The organism is Bacillus sp. SKDU12, assembly GCF_010093085.1.
Lineage (GTDB): Bacteria > Bacillota > Bacilli > Bacillales > Bacillaceae > Bacillus > Bacillus mexicanus.
Genome location: NZ_MSRC01000008.1, coordinates 59,490 through 75,742 on the forward strand (window position 1 = coordinate 59,490; position 16,253 = coordinate 75,742).

General features: G+C 43.1%; 16 protein-coding genes. 15 read left to right on the forward strand and 1 reads right to left on the reverse strand.

The features are described from left to right. Positions 1 to 11: 11 nt before the first annotated feature. Positions 12 to 806: an MBL fold metallo-hydrolase gene (locus BTW01_RS10210; RefSeq protein ID WP_162102874.1), complete on the forward strand. Its 795-nt coding sequence runs from the start codon at positions 12 to 14 to the stop codon at positions 804 to 806. Positions 807 to 887: 81 nt separating this feature from the next. Then, entirely contained in the window at positions 888 to 2,090 is a 1,203-nt protein-coding gene (gene htrC, locus BTW01_RS10215; RefSeq protein ID WP_162102875.1) for a serine protease HtrC, read from the forward strand. A gap of 197 nt (positions 2,091 to 2,287) precedes the next feature. Here htrC and BTW01_RS10220 read toward each other — a convergent pair whose 3' ends face one another. After that, entirely contained in the window at positions 2,288 to 3,673 is a 1,386-nt protein-coding gene (locus BTW01_RS10220) for a sigma-54 interaction domain-containing protein (protein WP_162102889.1), read from the reverse strand. 217 nt (positions 3,674 to 3,890) lie between these two features. On the opposite strand from BTW01_RS10220, the gene rocD reads away from it, so the two are divergent. From rocD to BTW01_RS10280, 13 genes are all read left to right on the forward strand, one after another. Next, a complete protein-coding gene (gene rocD, locus BTW01_RS10225; protein ID WP_162102876.1) occupies positions 3,891 to 5,096 on the forward strand; it encodes an ornithine aminotransferase in 1,206 nt (401 codons plus the stop codon). A 223-nt stretch (positions 5,097 to 5,319) separates the two neighbouring features. Then, complete coding sequence (locus BTW01_RS10230; RefSeq protein ID WP_162102877.1) at positions 5,320 to 6,723, forward strand: amino acid permease; 1,404 nt, start codon at positions 5,320 to 5,322, stop codon at positions 6,721 to 6,723. 73 nt (positions 6,724 to 6,796) lie between these two features. Continuing rightward, positions 6,797 to 7,687, forward strand: a complete 891-nt coding sequence (gene rocF, locus BTW01_RS10235; RefSeq protein WP_162102878.1) for an arginase — start codon at positions 6,797 to 6,799, stop codon at positions 7,685 to 7,687. A gap of 271 nt (positions 7,688 to 7,958) precedes the next feature. Then, a complete protein-coding gene (locus BTW01_RS10240; protein ID WP_162102879.1) occupies positions 7,959 to 8,429 on the forward strand; it encodes a GNAT family N-acetyltransferase in 471 nt (156 codons plus the stop codon). Between the two features lie 154 nt (positions 8,430 to 8,583). After that, positions 8,584 to 9,321, forward strand: a complete 738-nt coding sequence (locus BTW01_RS10245; RefSeq protein WP_162102880.1) for a YiiX/YebB-like N1pC/P60 family cysteine hydrolase — start codon at positions 8,584 to 8,586, stop codon at positions 9,319 to 9,321. A 10-nt stretch (positions 9,322 to 9,331) separates the two neighbouring features. After that, positions 9,332 to 10,495, forward strand: coding sequence for a hypothetical protein (locus BTW01_RS10250; RefSeq protein WP_162102881.1), 1,164 nt, complete (start codon positions 9,332 to 9,334; stop codon positions 10,493 to 10,495). A 165-nt stretch (positions 10,496 to 10,660) separates the two neighbouring features. Continuing rightward, a complete protein-coding gene (locus BTW01_RS18280; protein ID WP_202923599.1) occupies positions 10,661 to 10,831 on the forward strand; it encodes a hypothetical protein in 171 nt (56 codons plus the stop codon). 58 nt (positions 10,832 to 10,889) lie between these two features. After that, on the forward strand, positions 10,890 to 12,119 hold the full coding sequence (gene fdhA, locus BTW01_RS10255) for a formaldehyde dehydrogenase, glutathione-independent (protein WP_162102882.1): 1,230 nt from the start codon (positions 10,890 to 10,892) through the stop codon (positions 12,117 to 12,119). A 227-nt stretch (positions 12,120 to 12,346) separates the two neighbouring features. Continuing rightward, positions 12,347 to 12,517, forward strand: a complete 171-nt coding sequence (locus BTW01_RS10260; protein ID WP_162102883.1) for a CxxH/CxxC protein — start codon at positions 12,347 to 12,349, stop codon at positions 12,515 to 12,517. A gap of 80 nt (positions 12,518 to 12,597) precedes the next feature. Further along, on the forward strand, positions 12,598 to 13,077 hold the full coding sequence (gene rlmH / locus BTW01_RS10265; protein ID WP_003243164.1) for a 23S rRNA (pseudouridine(1915)-N(3))-methyltransferase RlmH: 480 nt from the start codon (positions 12,598 to 12,600) through the stop codon (positions 13,075 to 13,077). Positions 13,078 to 13,509: 432 nt separating this feature from the next. Continuing rightward, complete coding sequence (locus tag BTW01_RS18700) at positions 13,510 to 13,812, forward strand: SIR2 family protein (protein ID WP_419724065.1); 303 nt, start codon at positions 13,510 to 13,512, stop codon at positions 13,810 to 13,812. A 369-nt stretch (positions 13,813 to 14,181) separates the two neighbouring features. Further along, the gene (locus BTW01_RS18705) at positions 14,182 to 14,283 is read left to right on the forward strand and encodes a hypothetical protein (protein ID WP_419724066.1); all 102 of its coding nucleotides are present in this window, start codon (positions 14,182 to 14,184) and stop codon (positions 14,281 to 14,283) included. Positions 14,284 to 14,853: 570 nt separating this feature from the next. Then, the coding region (locus tag BTW01_RS10280) for an HsdM family class I SAM-dependent methyltransferase (protein WP_162102885.1) at positions 14,854 to 16,253 on the forward strand (1,400 nt) is incomplete at its 3' end.

Genomic DNA, 16,253 nt, shown 5'->3' on the forward strand with positions numbered 1-16,253 from the left:
GTGAGACAAACATGAGCTTGCAATTTAGCGTACTTGCGAGCGGGAGTACGGGAAATGCGTTTTACCTTGAAACAGAGGACCACGCATTTTTGGTGGACGCCGGTTTGAGCGGGAAAGCCATGGATGGATTAATGGCGCAAATCGGGCGTAAGCTGGATGATGTAGACGGCATTTTTGTGACGCATGAGCATAGTGACCATATTAAGGGCCTCGGTGTGGTCGCCAGAAAGTACAAGCTTCCAATCTATGCGAATGAGAAGACATGGAAAGCGATGGAGAATCAGATCGGCAAAATAGACACAGATCAAAAATTTGAGTTTCCGATGGAGACGGTGAAGTCGTTCAACGGACTTGATGTCGAGTCGTTTGGTGTTTCCCATGACGCGGCGGAGCCAATGTTTTATGTGTTCCATCATAACGGCCGAAAGCTCGCATTAATGACTGACACAGGGTATGTCAGCGACCGGATGAAAGGCATTATCCGCTCAGCGAATGTGTTTGTATTTGAAAGCAATCACGATGTCGGTATGCTGCAAATGGGAAGATACCCATGGAGCATTAAGCGGCGGATTTTAAGTGATGTCGGGCACGTTTCAAATGAAGATGCTGCCCTGGCGATGACCGATGTCATTGGCGACGAGACGTCACGTATTTACCTGGCGCATTTGAGCCAGGACAACAACATGAAGGAGCTGGCAAGAATGTCTGTACAGCAGACATTGGCTTCTAAAGGAATTGTGACAGGCGAGACATTTGAGCTGTATGACACCGATCCAAAGAAGGCTACTCCGCTTTGTGCTGTATAATTTTTCTATAGGAATCATGACTATTATCGGAGCTTCTAACCCACAATATAACCATATTAACGTTCTTGGAAAGGATGGAATATGGTGGATTACGAACGTGAGGAAGAACATACTGCTCCTGAACAGCCAAAGAGAAGCAAAAAAGGATATTTTCTTTCCAGTCTGATTGGTGTGATTGTCGGAGCCATATTAATGGCGTTTATCATGCCGTATCTTTCAAATGAAGGATTAGATACGGGTGCTTTGGATCAGCAGCAGAACAATAATAACCGGGCGTCAATCCGGACGGTGAATGTCAGTGTCAACAATGCCGTCACCAAGATTGTCAGCGATGTGTCGCCCGCCGTAGTCGGTGTTGTGAACATCCAAAAATCAGATATTTGGGGTGAGAGCGGCGAAGCTGGGAGCGGCTCTGGCGTCATCTATAAAAAAAATGGCAACGTTGCTTATGTCGTGACCAACCATCATGTCATCGCGGGTGCTTCACAAATTGAAATCAGCTTGCAAGACGGCTCACGTGTATCGGCTAAACTTGTCGGCAGCGATCAGTTGATGGACCTTGCTGTGTTACGGGTAAAAAGCGATAAAATCAAAGCAGTCGCCGACTTTGGAAATTCAGATAACGTGAAATCTGGTGAACCGGTTATTGCGATTGGGAACCCGTTAGGCCTTGAGTTTGCAGGCTCTGTCACACAGGGCGTCATCTCGGGTACGGAGAGAGCGATCCCGGTGGATTCAAATGATGATGGACAGCCTGACTGGAATGCGGAAGTTCTGCAAACAGATGCGGCCATTAACCCTGGAAACAGCGGCGGCGCTTTGTTAAATATGGATGGGAAAGTCATTGGCATCAATTCAATGAAAATTGCCGAGTCGGCGGTGGAAGGAATTGGCCTGTCGATTCCATCTAAGCTTGTGATCCCTGTAATAGATGATTTAGAGAAATATGGAAAAGTCAAACGCCCGTTCCTTGGTATTGAGATGAAATCACTAAGCGACATTGCAAGCTATCATTGGGATGAAACATTGAAGCTTCCTAGGGACGTCACCAATGGAGCGGTTGTAATGGGTGTTGATGCCTTTTCTCCTGCCGGAAAAGCAGGGCTGAAGGAACTTGATGTCATTACGAAATTTGACGGATACAAAGTAAATGATATTGTTGATCTGCGAAAACGGCTGTATCAGAAAAAAGTCGGAGACAAGGTGAAGGTGATATTTTATCGGGGTGGAAAAGAAAAATCCGTTGAGATCAAGCTCTCATCCGCAGACCAACTAGGAAGTTAACGAAAACAGTCTGGCATTGTGCCAGACTGTTTTTTTATGAAAAAATCCTATATCGGTTATGAAGAAGAATCCAAAAGATACGTTACACGTGAAACAGCAGATCATGCTGTCACTGCACGTCCTTTTATTTTGGTGAGCTTGCCATCATTACTGAGAACATTAACGACAGATATGTCTTCTGTACCGAAATAGAATTGTTACTCGGAAGACGGGCGGGAAAATTTCTTCAGACGGTATTGGAGGCTTTGTCTGCTAATGCCAAGCTCCTGGGCAGCTTGTGAGATGTTATGGCTGTGTTTTATCAAGACGTTTTCAATCATATATTTTTCGAAGCTCTCCATTTTTTCCTTTAAGTCCGCGGCTGGCTGGTGTCTTGGTATTTCAAGCTCTGGAATGTCTGCCGGCTTAATTTTCAGGCGGTATTGATAAGGCAGATGGGAAGCCGTCATCGTTTGCTCGTCCGTCATGAAATTCATTGCGCCTTCAATCATATGCTCAAGCTCACGAATATTTCCCGGCCAGTCGTAAGATAAGAAAAATTGCTTCACGTCTTCGCTGATGTGTTCAACATTCATTTGAAACAGGTGATTGTTTTTCTGGAGAAATTCCGATGCGAGCAGTAAAATGTCTTCTTTGCGTTCCCGCAGCGGCGGGATGATCAGGGTCACGACGCTCAGCCTGTAATACAAGTCCTTCCGCATTCGTTCACCCGCAATCGCATCGATCGGATCTTCGCTCATCGTGGCGATAATACGTACGTCAATCGGCGTATCCTTTGTCGAACCGATGCGCCTGATTTTCCGTTCTTGAAGGGCGCGCAGCAGCTTTGCCTGAAGGCTGAAATTCAGAGAGTTGATTTCATCTAACAGCAGTGTGCCCCCATGTGCTTGTTCAAACAGGCCGGGCTGGTCCACAGCGCCGGTAAACGCACCTTTTTTCGTTCCGAACAACATGCTTTCCACAAGGCTGTCTGGTAGTGCCGCGCAGTTTTGTGAAATAAACGGGCCGTCTGAACGTTCGCTGCCGTTATGAATACTTTGTGCAAAAAGCTCTTTTCCTGTACCTGTTTCCCCAGCGAGCAGGACAGATGATGAGGTGCGCGTTGCCCGCTTCGCATTTTCGACGACGTCTTGAATGGCTGGGCTGGTGCCGAGAATGCTGTCAAAGGTATAGATCGTGTTTCCTTTTTTGTTCATATTCTCTCTGATCAGCCGTTCTAGTTTTGTTACATCTTTGGCAATTTCAACTGCACCACTAATGTTGCCGTCCTTGACGATAGGATAGGTATGATTGATTGTCGTGATTTCCTGTCCTTTATTATTGAAGTAGCTTTGCTTCACATTTTTAGTCGTTATGCCTTCCTGAAGGGCCTGTATAAGCGTGCTGTCCTGCTGCTTAGAAAACATAAACACATCCATCAGGTTTTTATTCAGGACGTCATGCTTCTCCATATCTTCAATCTGCATCATTTTATTGTTATAAATGATCGTATTGCCGTGCTCGTCTACCGCGTGCAGGCCAACATCAATCTCATCCAAAATGCTCTGAAAAACCAATGTGAGGAATTCGCTGTCCTTGACCAGAATGTGTACCCCCTTCGATTGTTTTCATACTATTCTCTCTATTTTATAAAAAGATCGAAAGGATACGCAAAAGAATTTTGCACTTGTGGAATATTTTTGCACCTCGTCCGCGAAAATTGTAGAAAACATAAGCCATTTTGATTTGGCACAGAACTTGCATTTATCAAAAGGAAAGCAGGATAACATGTTGAAAACAGAAAACAAGGGGGAATTCAAAATGCCAGCTAAATCTAAATCCGAAGAATTGATTGAACAGACGTCACATTACGGAGCTAATAATTATCATCCGCTCCCGATTGTCATTTCTGAAGCGCTGGGTGCTTGGGTAAAGGACCCGGAAGGCAATGAATATATGGATATGCTGAGTGCTTATTCTGCGGTAAACCAAGGTCACAGACATCCAAAAATCATTCAGGCATTGAAGGATCAAGCTGATAAAATCACCCTCACATCACGCGCATTTCACAATGATCAGCTGGGGCCATTTTATGAAAAAACAGCTAAGCTGACGGGTAAAGAGATGATTCTGCCGATGAATACAGGAGCTGAAGCGGTTGAATCTGCAGTGAAAGCGGCGAGACGCTGGGCTTATGAAGTGAAGGGCGCAGCAGACAATCAAGCAGAAATCATCGCATGTGCCGGGAACTTTCACGGCCGGACCATGCTGGCGGTATCTCTTTCTTCTGAAGAGGAGTATAAAAGAGGATTCGGGCCGATGCTCCCGGGAATCAAATTAATTCCATACGGTGATGCTGACGCGCTTCGCCAAGCCATTACGCCGAATACAGCGGCATTTTTGTTCGAACCGATTCAAGGCGAAGCGGGCATTGTCATTCCGCCTGAAGGGTTTTTGCAGGAAGCGGCGGCGATTTGTAGGGAAGAGAATGTCCTGCTTATTGCCGATGAAATTCAGACAGGTCTTGGACGTACAGGAAAGACATTTGCCTGTGACTGGGACGGCATTGTTCCGGATATGTATATCTTAGGCAAAGCGCTTGGCGGCGGTGTGTTCCCGATTTCATGCATTGCAGCGGACCGCGAGATCTTAGGCGTGTTTAACCCCGGCTCACACGGCTCCACATTTGGCGGAAACCCGCTTGCTTGTGCAGTGTCTATCGCTTCATTGGAGGTGCTGGAAGATGAAAAGCTGGCGAATCGTTCCTTTGAGCTTGGCGAATACTTTAAAGGAGAGCTTGAGAGCATTGATAACCCGGTTATTAAAGAAGTCCGCGGCAGAGGGCTGTTTATCGGCGTTGAATTGACGGAAGGCGCCCGCCCGTATTGTGAGCGTTTGAAGGAAGAAGGCCTTTTATGCAAGGAAACACATGATACAGTCATTCGTTTTGCACCGCCATTAACCATTTCTAAAAAGGATTTGGATTGGGCGATAGAGAAAATTAAGCACGTTCTGAAAAATGCATAAATCCGCACCGTGGCGGGATATTCACTGTGTCTGTATAAAATTACAACAGAAAAATCAGCACTCCCTGTTTGCTCAGCTACAATATTTTAGTATAATGTATCTTTATGAGAAGAATTGAATTTTATATTAAATAGATAGAGACTCTTTGGACAGCAAACTGGGATATGCACCGCGCAGATGTTCCAGCTTAGATCCAATACAAGTTGCTGAAGGGGTGCAGAAAGTGAATACAAACCAAGATAACGGAAATCAGCTCCAGCGGACAATGAAATCACGCCATTTGTTCATGATTTCATTGGGCGGAGTGATCGGAACCGGCTTCTTCCTTGGAACCGGCTTTACCATAAACCAAGCGGGACCGCTCGGTGCGGTTCTGTCTTATTTAGTGGGCGGCTTTATCATGTTTTTGACCATGCTCTGTTTAGGAGAGCTGGCGGTCGCCTTTCCTGTGTCGGGGTCCTTCCAGACCTATGCGACAAAATTTATCAGCCCGGCTTTCGGGTTTGCTTTCGGCTGGCTGTACTGGCTCGGCTGGGCAGTTACATGCGCCATTGAATTCTTATCAGCAGGACAGCTGATGCAACGCTGGTTTCCGCACGTAGATGTGTGGATTTGGTGTCTAGTCTTTGCAGCACTGATGTTTATTTTAAATGCGCTCACTTCTAAAGCCTTTGCAGAATCCGAATTCTGGTTTTCGGGCATAAAAATTTTGATTATCCTTTTATTTATCATTCTCGGCGGAGCCGCCATGTTTGGCTTGATTGACTTGAAAGGCGGAGAGCAGGCGCCGTTTCTGACACATTTTTATGAAGATGGGTTATTTCCAAACGGCATAAAGGCAATGCTAATTACGATGATTACCGTAAACTTTGCGTTTCAGGGGACCGAGCTGATCGGGGTTGCCGCAGGAGAAAGTGAAGATCCAGAAAAAACGATTCCGCGGTCGATCAAACAGACAGTATGGAGAACGCTTGTCTTCTTTGTTCTTTCCATCGTTGTCATTGCAGGCATGATTCCGTGGAAACAGGCTGGAGTCGTGGAAAGCCCGTTTGTTGTCGTATTTGAGCAAATTGGAATCCCGTATGCCGCAGATATCATGAACTTTGTCATTTTAATCGCGCTGTTATCTGTTGCGAATTCAGGTTTATACGCTTCGACGCGTATTCTGTACGCGATGGCCAATGAAGGACAGGCCTTCAAAGCACTCGGCAAAACAAATCAACGCGGTGTGCCGCTGAACGCGTTAATCGTGACAATGGCAGTGGCCTGCCTGTCGCTTCTATCAAAAGTGGCAGCGGCTGAAACCGTATATATGGTGTTATTATCATTGGCGGGCATGAGCGCGCAGGTCGGCTGGATTACGATCTCGCTTTCCCAAATTATGTTCAGACGCCAATATATCCGTGAAGGCGGCAAGATAGAAGATTTGAAGTTCAAAACACCGCTGTATCCAGTACTTCCGCTGGTTGGCCTGACGTTAAATACGGTTGTTCTCATCAGCCTTGCATTTGATCCAAAGCAGCGTATCGCGCTGTATTGCGGCATACCGTTTATGGTCATTTGCTACATTATTTATCACATCGTTATTAAAAAACGCCGGCAGACAAATCGTCAGCTAGAGCTGTAAAAACGCTGTTCGTAAGTCATCTTTGTTATAACCTGCATAGAACATGAACTTATATGTTGAGGTGGAATCACAGATGGATAAAACGATTTCGGTTATTGGAATGCCAATGGATTTAGGACAAGCACGACGCGGAGTGGACATGGGTCCGAGTGCCATTCGGTACGCCCATCTGATTGAGAGACTGTCAGATATGGGGTATACGGTTGAAGATCTCGGTGACATTCCGATCAATCGTGAAAAGATCAACAATGACGAGGAACTGAAAAACCTGAATTCCGTTTTGGCAGGAAATGAAAAACTCGCTCAAAAGGTTAACAAAGTCATCGAAGAGAAAAAATTCCCACTTGTTCTGGGCGGCGACCACAGCATTGCGATCGGCACGCTGACAGGTACGGCGAAGCATTACGATAATCTAGGCGTCATCTGGTATGACGCGCACGGCGACCTGAATACACTTGAAACATCACCATCAGGCAATATTCATGGTATGCCGCTTGCCATCAGCCTCGGTATCGGCCACGAGTCACTGGTTAACCTTGAGGGCTACGCGCCTAAAATCAAACCGGAAAACGTCGTCATCATTGGCGCCCGGTCACTTGATGAAGGGGAGCGCAAGTACATTAAGGAGAGCGGCATGAAGGTGTATACGATGCACGAAATCGACCGTCTCGGCATGACAAAGGTGATGGAAGAAACCCTTGATTATTTATCAGCATGTGACGGCGTCCATCTGAGCCTTGATCTGGACGGGCTCGATCCGAACGACGCACCGGGTGTCGGAACCCCTGTCGTCGGCGGCATCAGCTACCGGGAGAGCCATCTGGCTATGGAAATGCTGTATGACGCAGGCATCATTACCTCAGCTGAATTCGTTGAGGTGAACCCGATCCTCGATCACAAAAATAAAACAGGAAAAACAGCAGTAGAACTCGTAGAATCCCTGCTAGGGAAAAAATTGCTGTAAATAAAACCCCCGCGGAATGCGGGGGTTTTTCAATCCTTAGAAAAAAGTCATATTTCAGCAGGTCTGGCGTAGCATTCATATGAGAAGGTTCCTCGTGCTGATCCAATAAGAGAAAGAGAAGTACGCAAACACCTCCTGATTCATGTAATAAAGGCTGAGCATTTCTTGGTCGCAAGATACCCATCGTTGAACATGGCGGCAATTTCTGCGGGGACAATTGAGTTCCTTTCTCTCGTGATTTATCATTCGCCAATAGATAAGGAGAGATGATATGGCAATGATGCTGAGGCCTATGCAGACAGAAGAATTTCATTCATATCTGACATACACAGTAAAGCATTATGCGGAAGAAAAGGTGAAGGCGGGAACATGGCAACCTGAAGATGCATTGCTTTTGTCTAAGCAAACCTTTTCTAATCTCCTTCCAAAAGGGCTGGAAACACCCCGCCATCATGTATGGAGCCTCATGCTGAATGAAAAAGACATCGTGGGCTGGCTCTGGATGCATGCTGAACCGGAGCATCCGCAGCAGGAAGCGTTTATTTACGATTTTGGATTGTATGAACCGTACCGCGGCAAGGGCTATGCGAAGCAGGCTTTGGCAGCATTAGAGCAGAAGGCGCGCGGCATGGGGATTCGAAAATTGTCCCTCCACGTCTTTGCTCATAATCAGACGGCACGAAAGCTATATGAGCGAACCGGATTTCAAGAAACAGACGTGGTGATGAGCAAGAAGCTTTAACGAAAAGGGCCTGAGAAAGGCCTTTTTTGCAGACTGTTTCCTGTAAATGATTTCTAAAAATTCTGTAAATAACCTAGTTACTTTCCTTATTTCTCTAATATAATGTGGGTGAGGAAATCACATTTTCTACATTCACAAGAAAAGAGGAGATGGAATGAAGTTGAAGAAAAAGGTATCGATGTTTTTGGTAACGCTTACATTATGTGGCGGACTATTTGTTTCTCCCATCAAAGCCGTAAAGCCTGCAAATTATGCAGAAAAAATTGCTGCACTGCAGCCAGGTATAACACCGGAAGAAGTGATGAAATCCGCCAGCGAAATTGCCAAACAGCAGCACGTCAAGCAAGAGATTATTCTGAAGCAGTTCTATAAAGAAATCATGGCTGATAAATCGGAAGGCGACAAGCTAGCCAAGGAAAGCGGAATGTCCATCACGGGCGGCTCGTCCGGCACGAAAAAACTGCCGACAAGCGCAAAAGGGAATATCTATTACACCAACTCCTACACAGCCTACTATAATCATGGCCACGTCGGCATGTACTCCGCCGCTGACAAAATTGTGGAATCCGTCCCGAGCGACGGCGTCAGGCAGATCGCTTACAATGCCAGAGACGTGGAAAACAACTCCTTTGTGCAGACAGTTAATGTCACCACATCTCAAAAATCATCTGCCGCCGACTGGGCGGTCTCAAAAGTCGGCGACTCATACTCCTATAACTTCGTCAATAACAGAAATACCGGCCATGATGGCGCCAAAAACTGTTCAAAGCTCCTGTGGTCCGCCTTTTTGCTGAAAGCCGGCATTGATATAGACAGCAACGGAGGCTTAGGCGTATACCCGCGCGACATCACCGGCTCATCCTATACGGCAACCATTATGACCATCAAATAAGGAGAAAGATATGAAGAAGTGGATGATAAGCATCGCCATTCTGATTCTCGCAGGAATCGCGCTATTTGTCTTTGTTTCTTCTTTCAAAAGCCATAAAGCTATAAGTCAGCAGGATCTCAGAAACACCGATTTTCTGGATGACAAGGAGGCACTGCTGTATTTCTCATCCTCTGCGGATCAAGATGCACTTGACGGAGGAAAAAGCTACGCCCTGTTCACCAGCCGTGATCGATCACTGTCCTCATTTCAGATGAAGGGGCTTGAGCTGGGTTCAGCTAAGGTTCACGGCGATAGTGTGATGCTTGAGGACAAAAACACGATTTTCACGATCAAAGATGGGCTGCATATTTATAAAAGAGCTTATCAGCATACAGGCGATAGTGCAGGCTTTTTACAAAACATGGCGGGTTTTTACACGCTTTATAACTCGGGCTATGACAAAAAGGGAGACGGGTACCGCTCAGAGCTGTACCGCCAGATGGATGGGGAGTGGAAAAAAGACGTCATCCCCTATTACATCAGAGCCTCCGGTTTTCATAATGGCGCCATTTACGCTCTCGTCCCGACTGCTAACGCAAAAGGCTATCAGCTTCTCCAGATTCAAGCCGATCAAAAGAAGCTCTTCTACCGTACGGTTACGGAGTGGCAGTATCGGGAAGGAGCATCAGTCGAATCTCAGCTTGCTATCGACGACAAAGCTGTGTATTTTATGGTTCGCGGCCAAAAAGCGCGTAATCTTTATCAAATGGTCAAGATCAATAAGAAAAGCGGTAAAGCAGAACTGCACGATATCGCCGCATACAAAAACGACGAACAAACAATATACAGCTCCATGCCTTTCAGCTTCAAAAAAAGCTTTTTCTCTTATGATGGGCATCTGTACTTTATTGACGGCTTCGGAAAGGTGTACAAAATCGATGCCAAGACAGGAAAAACAAGCATCGACGTCACCCTTTCACCCGAAAAACTGAAAGCCGATTTCAAAGAAATCACCCAAAAAGGCAGCAGCCTCTATTTCTTCACATACACGTACAACAAGCCTGCAACGATTGAACAGTACAGCCTGAAAACCGGAAAGAAAGTGAAGGAAAAAGAGATCGGGAAGGTAAAGGAGATTGTAACGCCGAAGAGTCATTTAAAACTGTATGATTTTGAGATGATGAAGGGATTTTAAGCGACTATTATTGTCACATTATTTCTCAGGAAATATGAAAAAGAGACTTGCAGGTAGTCTCTTTTTTATTGCTTTATTTGATACATATCCCTGATAGAAAGCCATCTTTTCTAACAACAATAGTGTTAATTATTGTAAAATAAATATAGATAAAGGAGGAATCATATGCGCACCAAACAGGTCATTCTTCAGGCGATCAGCATCTGCTTGATCTCGGCAGTTACTGTGTTTCTGTTAAACGGTGGCAGAGCAGATTGGCTGGACATTCTCGGAACCATTATCGGCTGCTGGCTTGGCGTATTTTTTGTTGTCAGGATGCAGAAAAAGCAGTCGTGAAAAAGGGAAAGACTCATGCCGAACCGAAGTCATGTTCAAGGACGCAGAGTCCAAACACATGAATGGAGGAATGGCGTTGACAGGAAACAAAGCGGTTGTGTATAAAGGCAAAGGAACTGTGGCGGTGGAGGATATCGGTTATCCGGAGTTAATCTTAAGGGACGGGCCCGGTGTTCCGAAGGCGAATGTGAACCGAAAATGCGAGCATGGGGTTATTCTCAAAGTCATTACAACCAACATTTGCGGGAGCGACCAGCATATGGTCAGAGGCCGCACAACGGCGCCTGAAGGTTTGGTGCTTGGTCATGAAATCACCGGGGAGGTCATTGAAACGGGGCGGGATGTTGAATTTATCAAAAAAGGCGACATTGTTTCCGTTCCTTTCAATATTGCTTGCGGGCGCTGTGTGATGTGCAGAACGCAGAAGACGCATGTGTGTTTGAATGTCAATCCCGAACGACCGGGATCGGCTTATGGCTACGTCGATATGGGCGGTTGGGTCGGTGGCCAGTCGGAATACGTCATGGTGCCGTACGCTGATTTTCAGCTTTTGGTATTCCCTGATAAAGAACAGGCGTTAGAAAAAATTCTCGATTTGACGATGCTGTCCGATATTTTTCCGACCGGCTTCCATGGGGCGTACACAGCGGGCGTGCAAACAGGTTCAACCGTCTATATCGCGGGGGCGGGGCCTGTCGGATTAGCCGCAGCCCATTCCGCCCAGCTCCTTGGCGCCTCGACGGTGATTGTCGGTGATCTGAACGAAGACAGGCTGGCACAGGCGAGAAGTTTCGGCTGCGAAACGGTCAACGTGCAAAAACACGACCGCCTCGGCGAGCAAATTGAACAAATACTAGGCGAACCGACCGTTGACGCCGCAGTGGACTGTGTCGGCTTTGAAGCATCCGGTCACGGCAATCAAGGAGAAGCGCCGGCCGCTGTCTTGAACTCGATTATGGACGTTACCCAGGTCGGCGGAAGCCTCGGCATTCCGGGCTTATACGTGACCGAAGATCCCGGTGCAAAGGATGCGGACGCTAAAACAGGCTCATTAAAAATCCGCTTCGGACTGGGCTGGGCTAAAGCTCACACCTTTGTCACCGGACAAACACCAGCCATGACATACAACCGCAATTTGATGAAAGCGATCCTGAGCGGCAGAGCGCAAATCGCCAAAGCCGTCAACGCAACCGTTATCTCTCTGGACGACGCGCCAAACGGGTACAGCGACTTCGACAAAGGCGTAGCCAAAAAATTCGTCATCGACCCGCATGGGACACTGACATAAAGGAAGAGCCGGACGTTCTCAGAACGCCGGCTTTATTGCTGGTCCTTGAATCCCATACAACCTAAATGAAGACCTTTCCCAAACATCGGTTACATACAAGCAAAATAGAGTCATCAACACAAATTGTGGATAAAACTCAAACCGAGTCACTACTAACATGTGAATAAATAGGTTATATTGAGAAGAGAACATAGAAAAAATGCAAGAAACAATTGGAGGATTTGAACATGAAACAAACGTATTATTCCTGTGAAGAACATATCGAAACCGTGCTGGATATGTACATAGACGATCACGAGCTTCCGCCTGAAATCAGAAAAATCGAACATATCAACAGTTTATCCACAGGCTGTGAATTATGTGGTGACCCCTCAGTATATATAGTGGGGAACGAATGATCTTATACAAAATACAGAAAAGATATCCACAATTGTGGACAAACTATATGAATAACTTGTTTCTAAAGTGGGGATGACCTGTGAATATCAATATTGTGACAATCGGAAAACTAAAAGAAAAATACCTCAAGCAAGGCATTGAAGAATACACAAAACGACTTTCGGCCTACGCAAAAATCGACATCATCGAACTCCCGGACGAAAAAGCGCCGGAAAACCTAAGCGATCAGGACATGAAAATCATAAAAGACAAAGAAGGCGACCGCATCCTATCAAAAATCAGCCCCGACGCCCACGTCATCGCCCTGGCTATAGAAGGAAAAATGAAAACATCCGAAGAACTAGCCGATACAATAGATAAGCTGGCTACATATGGAAAAAGCAAAGTCACCTTCGTCATTGGAGGCTCACTCGGATTGAGCGACACGGTGATGAAGCGAGCGGACGAGAAGCTATCGTTCTCGAAAATGACGTTTCCTCATCAGTTGATGCGACTCATACTAGTTGAGCAGATTTATCGGGCTTTTCGGATTAATCGTGGGGAGCCTTATCATAAGTGATGGTAAAACAAAGATATGAAGTAAGTGTAAGTAAAGAAAATTTTTGTATATTAATTTCTTGAAATGAAGATTTATTGAATTTTTTATCTAATTAGCGACATATTTTACCTGAATAGCACGTTGATAGGATTATAGAAAAGTGGTATAGAATTATTGATACTTCCTTAGCTATATTTGAGAGAGCTATTTTAAAGGAACTTAAAAACGATAACTTGACTATATTTGCAGGGGCAAGATAATTAAGAGGATCAGGGTTGTCGATTGGAGGGAATTGCTAAGGGACATTGCAGATGAGTTAGAATGGGATATTGATAAAGAGTCGCTCAATACCATATTAATGCTAATGGTAGACAGACTATTAATGAAGCAAATATTCAAGAATTTCAACGAACTGCTGAGGAGAATGATAATATAGAAGAAATCTTGTCTAGATTGCTTATCGATACTTATTGGACAACCAACTATGGCTCTATTATTGAGGAAACATTACAAAGTGTTGATAAAGTTACGGATATAAAAATAAGTCAAAGTCAGATGAAAAACTGTAAGCCAGATAGAGATGTTGTAATGTACAAAATGCAGGGAGATATAGAATTTCCAGATAATTCCTTCGCAACTAGAGATGATTATGAAAGATACGATAATGATAGAAGGCTTTTCGCTATCCAATTAAAAGGAGAACTGTTTCTAAGACATTTTTGTTTATTAGTTTTAGTTTTGAGGGTCTTAACTTAGAGAAAATTAAGTAAAATCAGGATAGAGTTATTAGGTAAAAGTCCCAAAAACCATTATTAATTTTTTAGGAAAGTTAATGAACATGACTAAAGATATAGAAATCGAGAGGGTTCAATTAATCAAGAAAGAATTTAGCTACGATAAAGTAAAACAAGAGTTAAAAATCAAAGATTTAAAAATATGGCATTAATGCAGTACTTATTGATAATTACTATGATATCACCACTATTCTTAACAATACAGAAAAAAACATAAAATAAATTAGGTGTTTATTTCTGATAGTGTAAAATTACAGGAATATTCTGAATATTACTATTGGAATTTTTTTCATGCTGTCTAAATCTCTAGTATCTAAAAATCCACCATATAATCTCAGGTTTTGGATTAGGAATTGGAAGCTATGTAATAAATGGAACTCTTGAAGAAATATTTAATTGTAAAAATAAAAAAACAGAAGAAAGTGTATTTTAGCTTTCATAATGAAAGAGATACATGGAAAGCCGGACAGGTAAGAAATTCAAATATAATATAGGAAATCAGAGGTTATCTTGTGTCGCTGAGTAGGAAGAAGTTAAGAAGAAGGGTGACAAACAATAAAAGATTGGACAGTAAGACAATTAAAAGGTAATAAGCTGTTAGGCATCTATATACATGTTTGAAATACCAACAAGGAGAAAAAGATACTAGAGGCGATAATCCATTAGAGAATTATTATGTAGAAGTGGATGTAAAAACAAAAAAGCTTCTAATGTATTTAAAATTTATTTCTGGGACTTGGATAATGGCTATAATAATTTTCAGATGGGATTGAAGGAAGTAGCTGAAATCTCAGATAAATAAAAAATCTTGTGATTAAGCACACCGTTTTAGATGATGGTGTGCTTTCTGATTTTAAAAAGAAAAATGCCCTTTTAGAATTGTTGAAATAACTACATAGTTAGGAATTTGACAAGTTTTAGAGAAAACTCGCGAAATGTATTTACACATCGTGTATAGATACTTATACTATACATAGTATGTTGAACTGAAAGGAGACTGCTCATGAGTATTTCTACTTATCAATTGTCTAGTAATGAAAAGAGCTATAATGAGCTGTTTAAAAGACTATATTATCATTTATACACAAATAGTAATTCAAGTAGGGCAGAGACAATTACCTCTGATTTGTCTAAGATCTTATTATGTAAATTAGCTGATGATAGAAATTATAATGGTAAGTATATAAGTGATTATCTTAGTGGTGAAAAGTCTTTAAAAGAGACTTTGTTATTTCTATTAAAGGATGGATTTCCCTCACTAAACGCACATAAAGAAGGTTTTTCTTTGGATGAAAGTTCTTTAAAAGTAGCCTTAGAAGAGATACATACAATTGACTTGCACAAAGCCCCTTCGCAAGTTATTGGTGATGCTTTTCAATCATTGATTGGACCAAACATTAGAGGAGATAAGGGACAGTTTTTCACACCAAGAAATGTAGTGAAAAGTATGGTTAAAATTATTGCCCCAAAACCATCTGACGTTATTATTGACCCTGCTTGTGGGCCGGGAGGTTTTTTAAACGAAGTTTACAATTATATATATTCTAAACATCCCAGCGAATCATTTTCAGGAAAATTATTAGGAATTGATAAAGATAAGGATCTTGCTTATCTTGCAACAGCAATTTTAGAAATTTTAACAAGTGGCAAAGGAAACATTTATAATGCTAATTCCTTTGAATATTTTATTTCTAAAATAGAAAAAGGAGAAACTATAGAAATTGCAGATGTTATACTAACCAATCCACCCTTTGGATCAAAGATAGGAATAAAGGATCAAAAAATATTAAAGTGTTTTGATTTTGGATACGAATGGAATTACTCATCAGACAAGCAGCAGTGGTATAAGGTTGATAATGTTATAAAATCTCAGGACCCTCAAATCTTATTCATAGAACTTTGTATAAGAATGTTAAAGCCAGGGGGAGAAATGGCAATAGTACTTCCTGAAGGTGTATTTGGTAATAAGAAGCTAGGTTATGTATGGGATTATATCTATAACAATGGAGAGATTACAGCAATGATAGATTGCCCACGCACAACATTTCAGCCTTCTACCGATACGAAGACAAACATCTTGTTTTTTAAAAAATCCAAACAAGATTTGCAAAGTGGATCAGTGAGAAAAAGTGAACCTTTAATCTCGGTTGCTTTGAATTGTGGACACGATAAAAGAGGTAGGATTTATAATTCAGCAGGTGAACCTTACTCAGATGATTTTGAAAAAATTTCTGATGACTTTTGGAATAACAAAAAGGAATTTTGGGTGAAAAGTATTGTAAGTGACTATTATTTAGTACCAAGATATTATTATAATTTTGTACAACAAAAAAAATTAGCTGAAAACGTTAATACTATCTCAATAAAGGACATGTTAGATAAAGGTTATATAACCATACGAAA

Coding starts and splice junctions, on each gene's coding strand:
- BTW01_RS10210 (WP_162102874.1), top strand. CDS start 12: ATGAGCTTGCAATTTAGCGTACTTGCGAGCGGGAGTACGGGAAATGCG.
- htrC (WP_162102875.1), top strand. CDS start 888: ATGGTGGATTACGAACGTGAGGAAGAACATACTGCTCCTGAACAGCCA.
- rocD (WP_162102876.1), top strand. CDS start 3,891: ATGCCAGCTAAATCTAAATCCGAAGAATTGATTGAACAGACGTCACAT.
- rocF (WP_162102878.1), top strand. CDS start 6,797: ATGGATAAAACGATTTCGGTTATTGGAATGCCAATGGATTTAGGACAA.
- BTW01_RS10240 (WP_162102879.1), top strand. CDS start 7,959: ATGGCAATGATGCTGAGGCCTATGCAGACAGAAGAATTTCATTCATAT.
- BTW01_RS10245 (WP_162102880.1), top strand. CDS start 8,584: ATGAAGTTGAAGAAAAAGGTATCGATGTTTTTGGTAACGCTTACATTA.
- BTW01_RS10250 (WP_162102881.1), top strand. CDS start 9,332: ATGAAGAAGTGGATGATAAGCATCGCCATTCTGATTCTCGCAGGAATC.
- BTW01_RS18280 (WP_202923599.1), top strand. CDS start 10,661: ATGCGCACCAAACAGGTCATTCTTCAGGCGATCAGCATCTGCTTGATC.
- fdhA (WP_162102882.1), top strand. CDS start 10,890: ATGAATGGAGGAATGGCGTTGACAGGAAACAAAGCGGTTGTGTATAAA.
- BTW01_RS10260 (WP_162102883.1), top strand. CDS start 12,347: ATGAAACAAACGTATTATTCCTGTGAAGAACATATCGAAACCGTGCTG.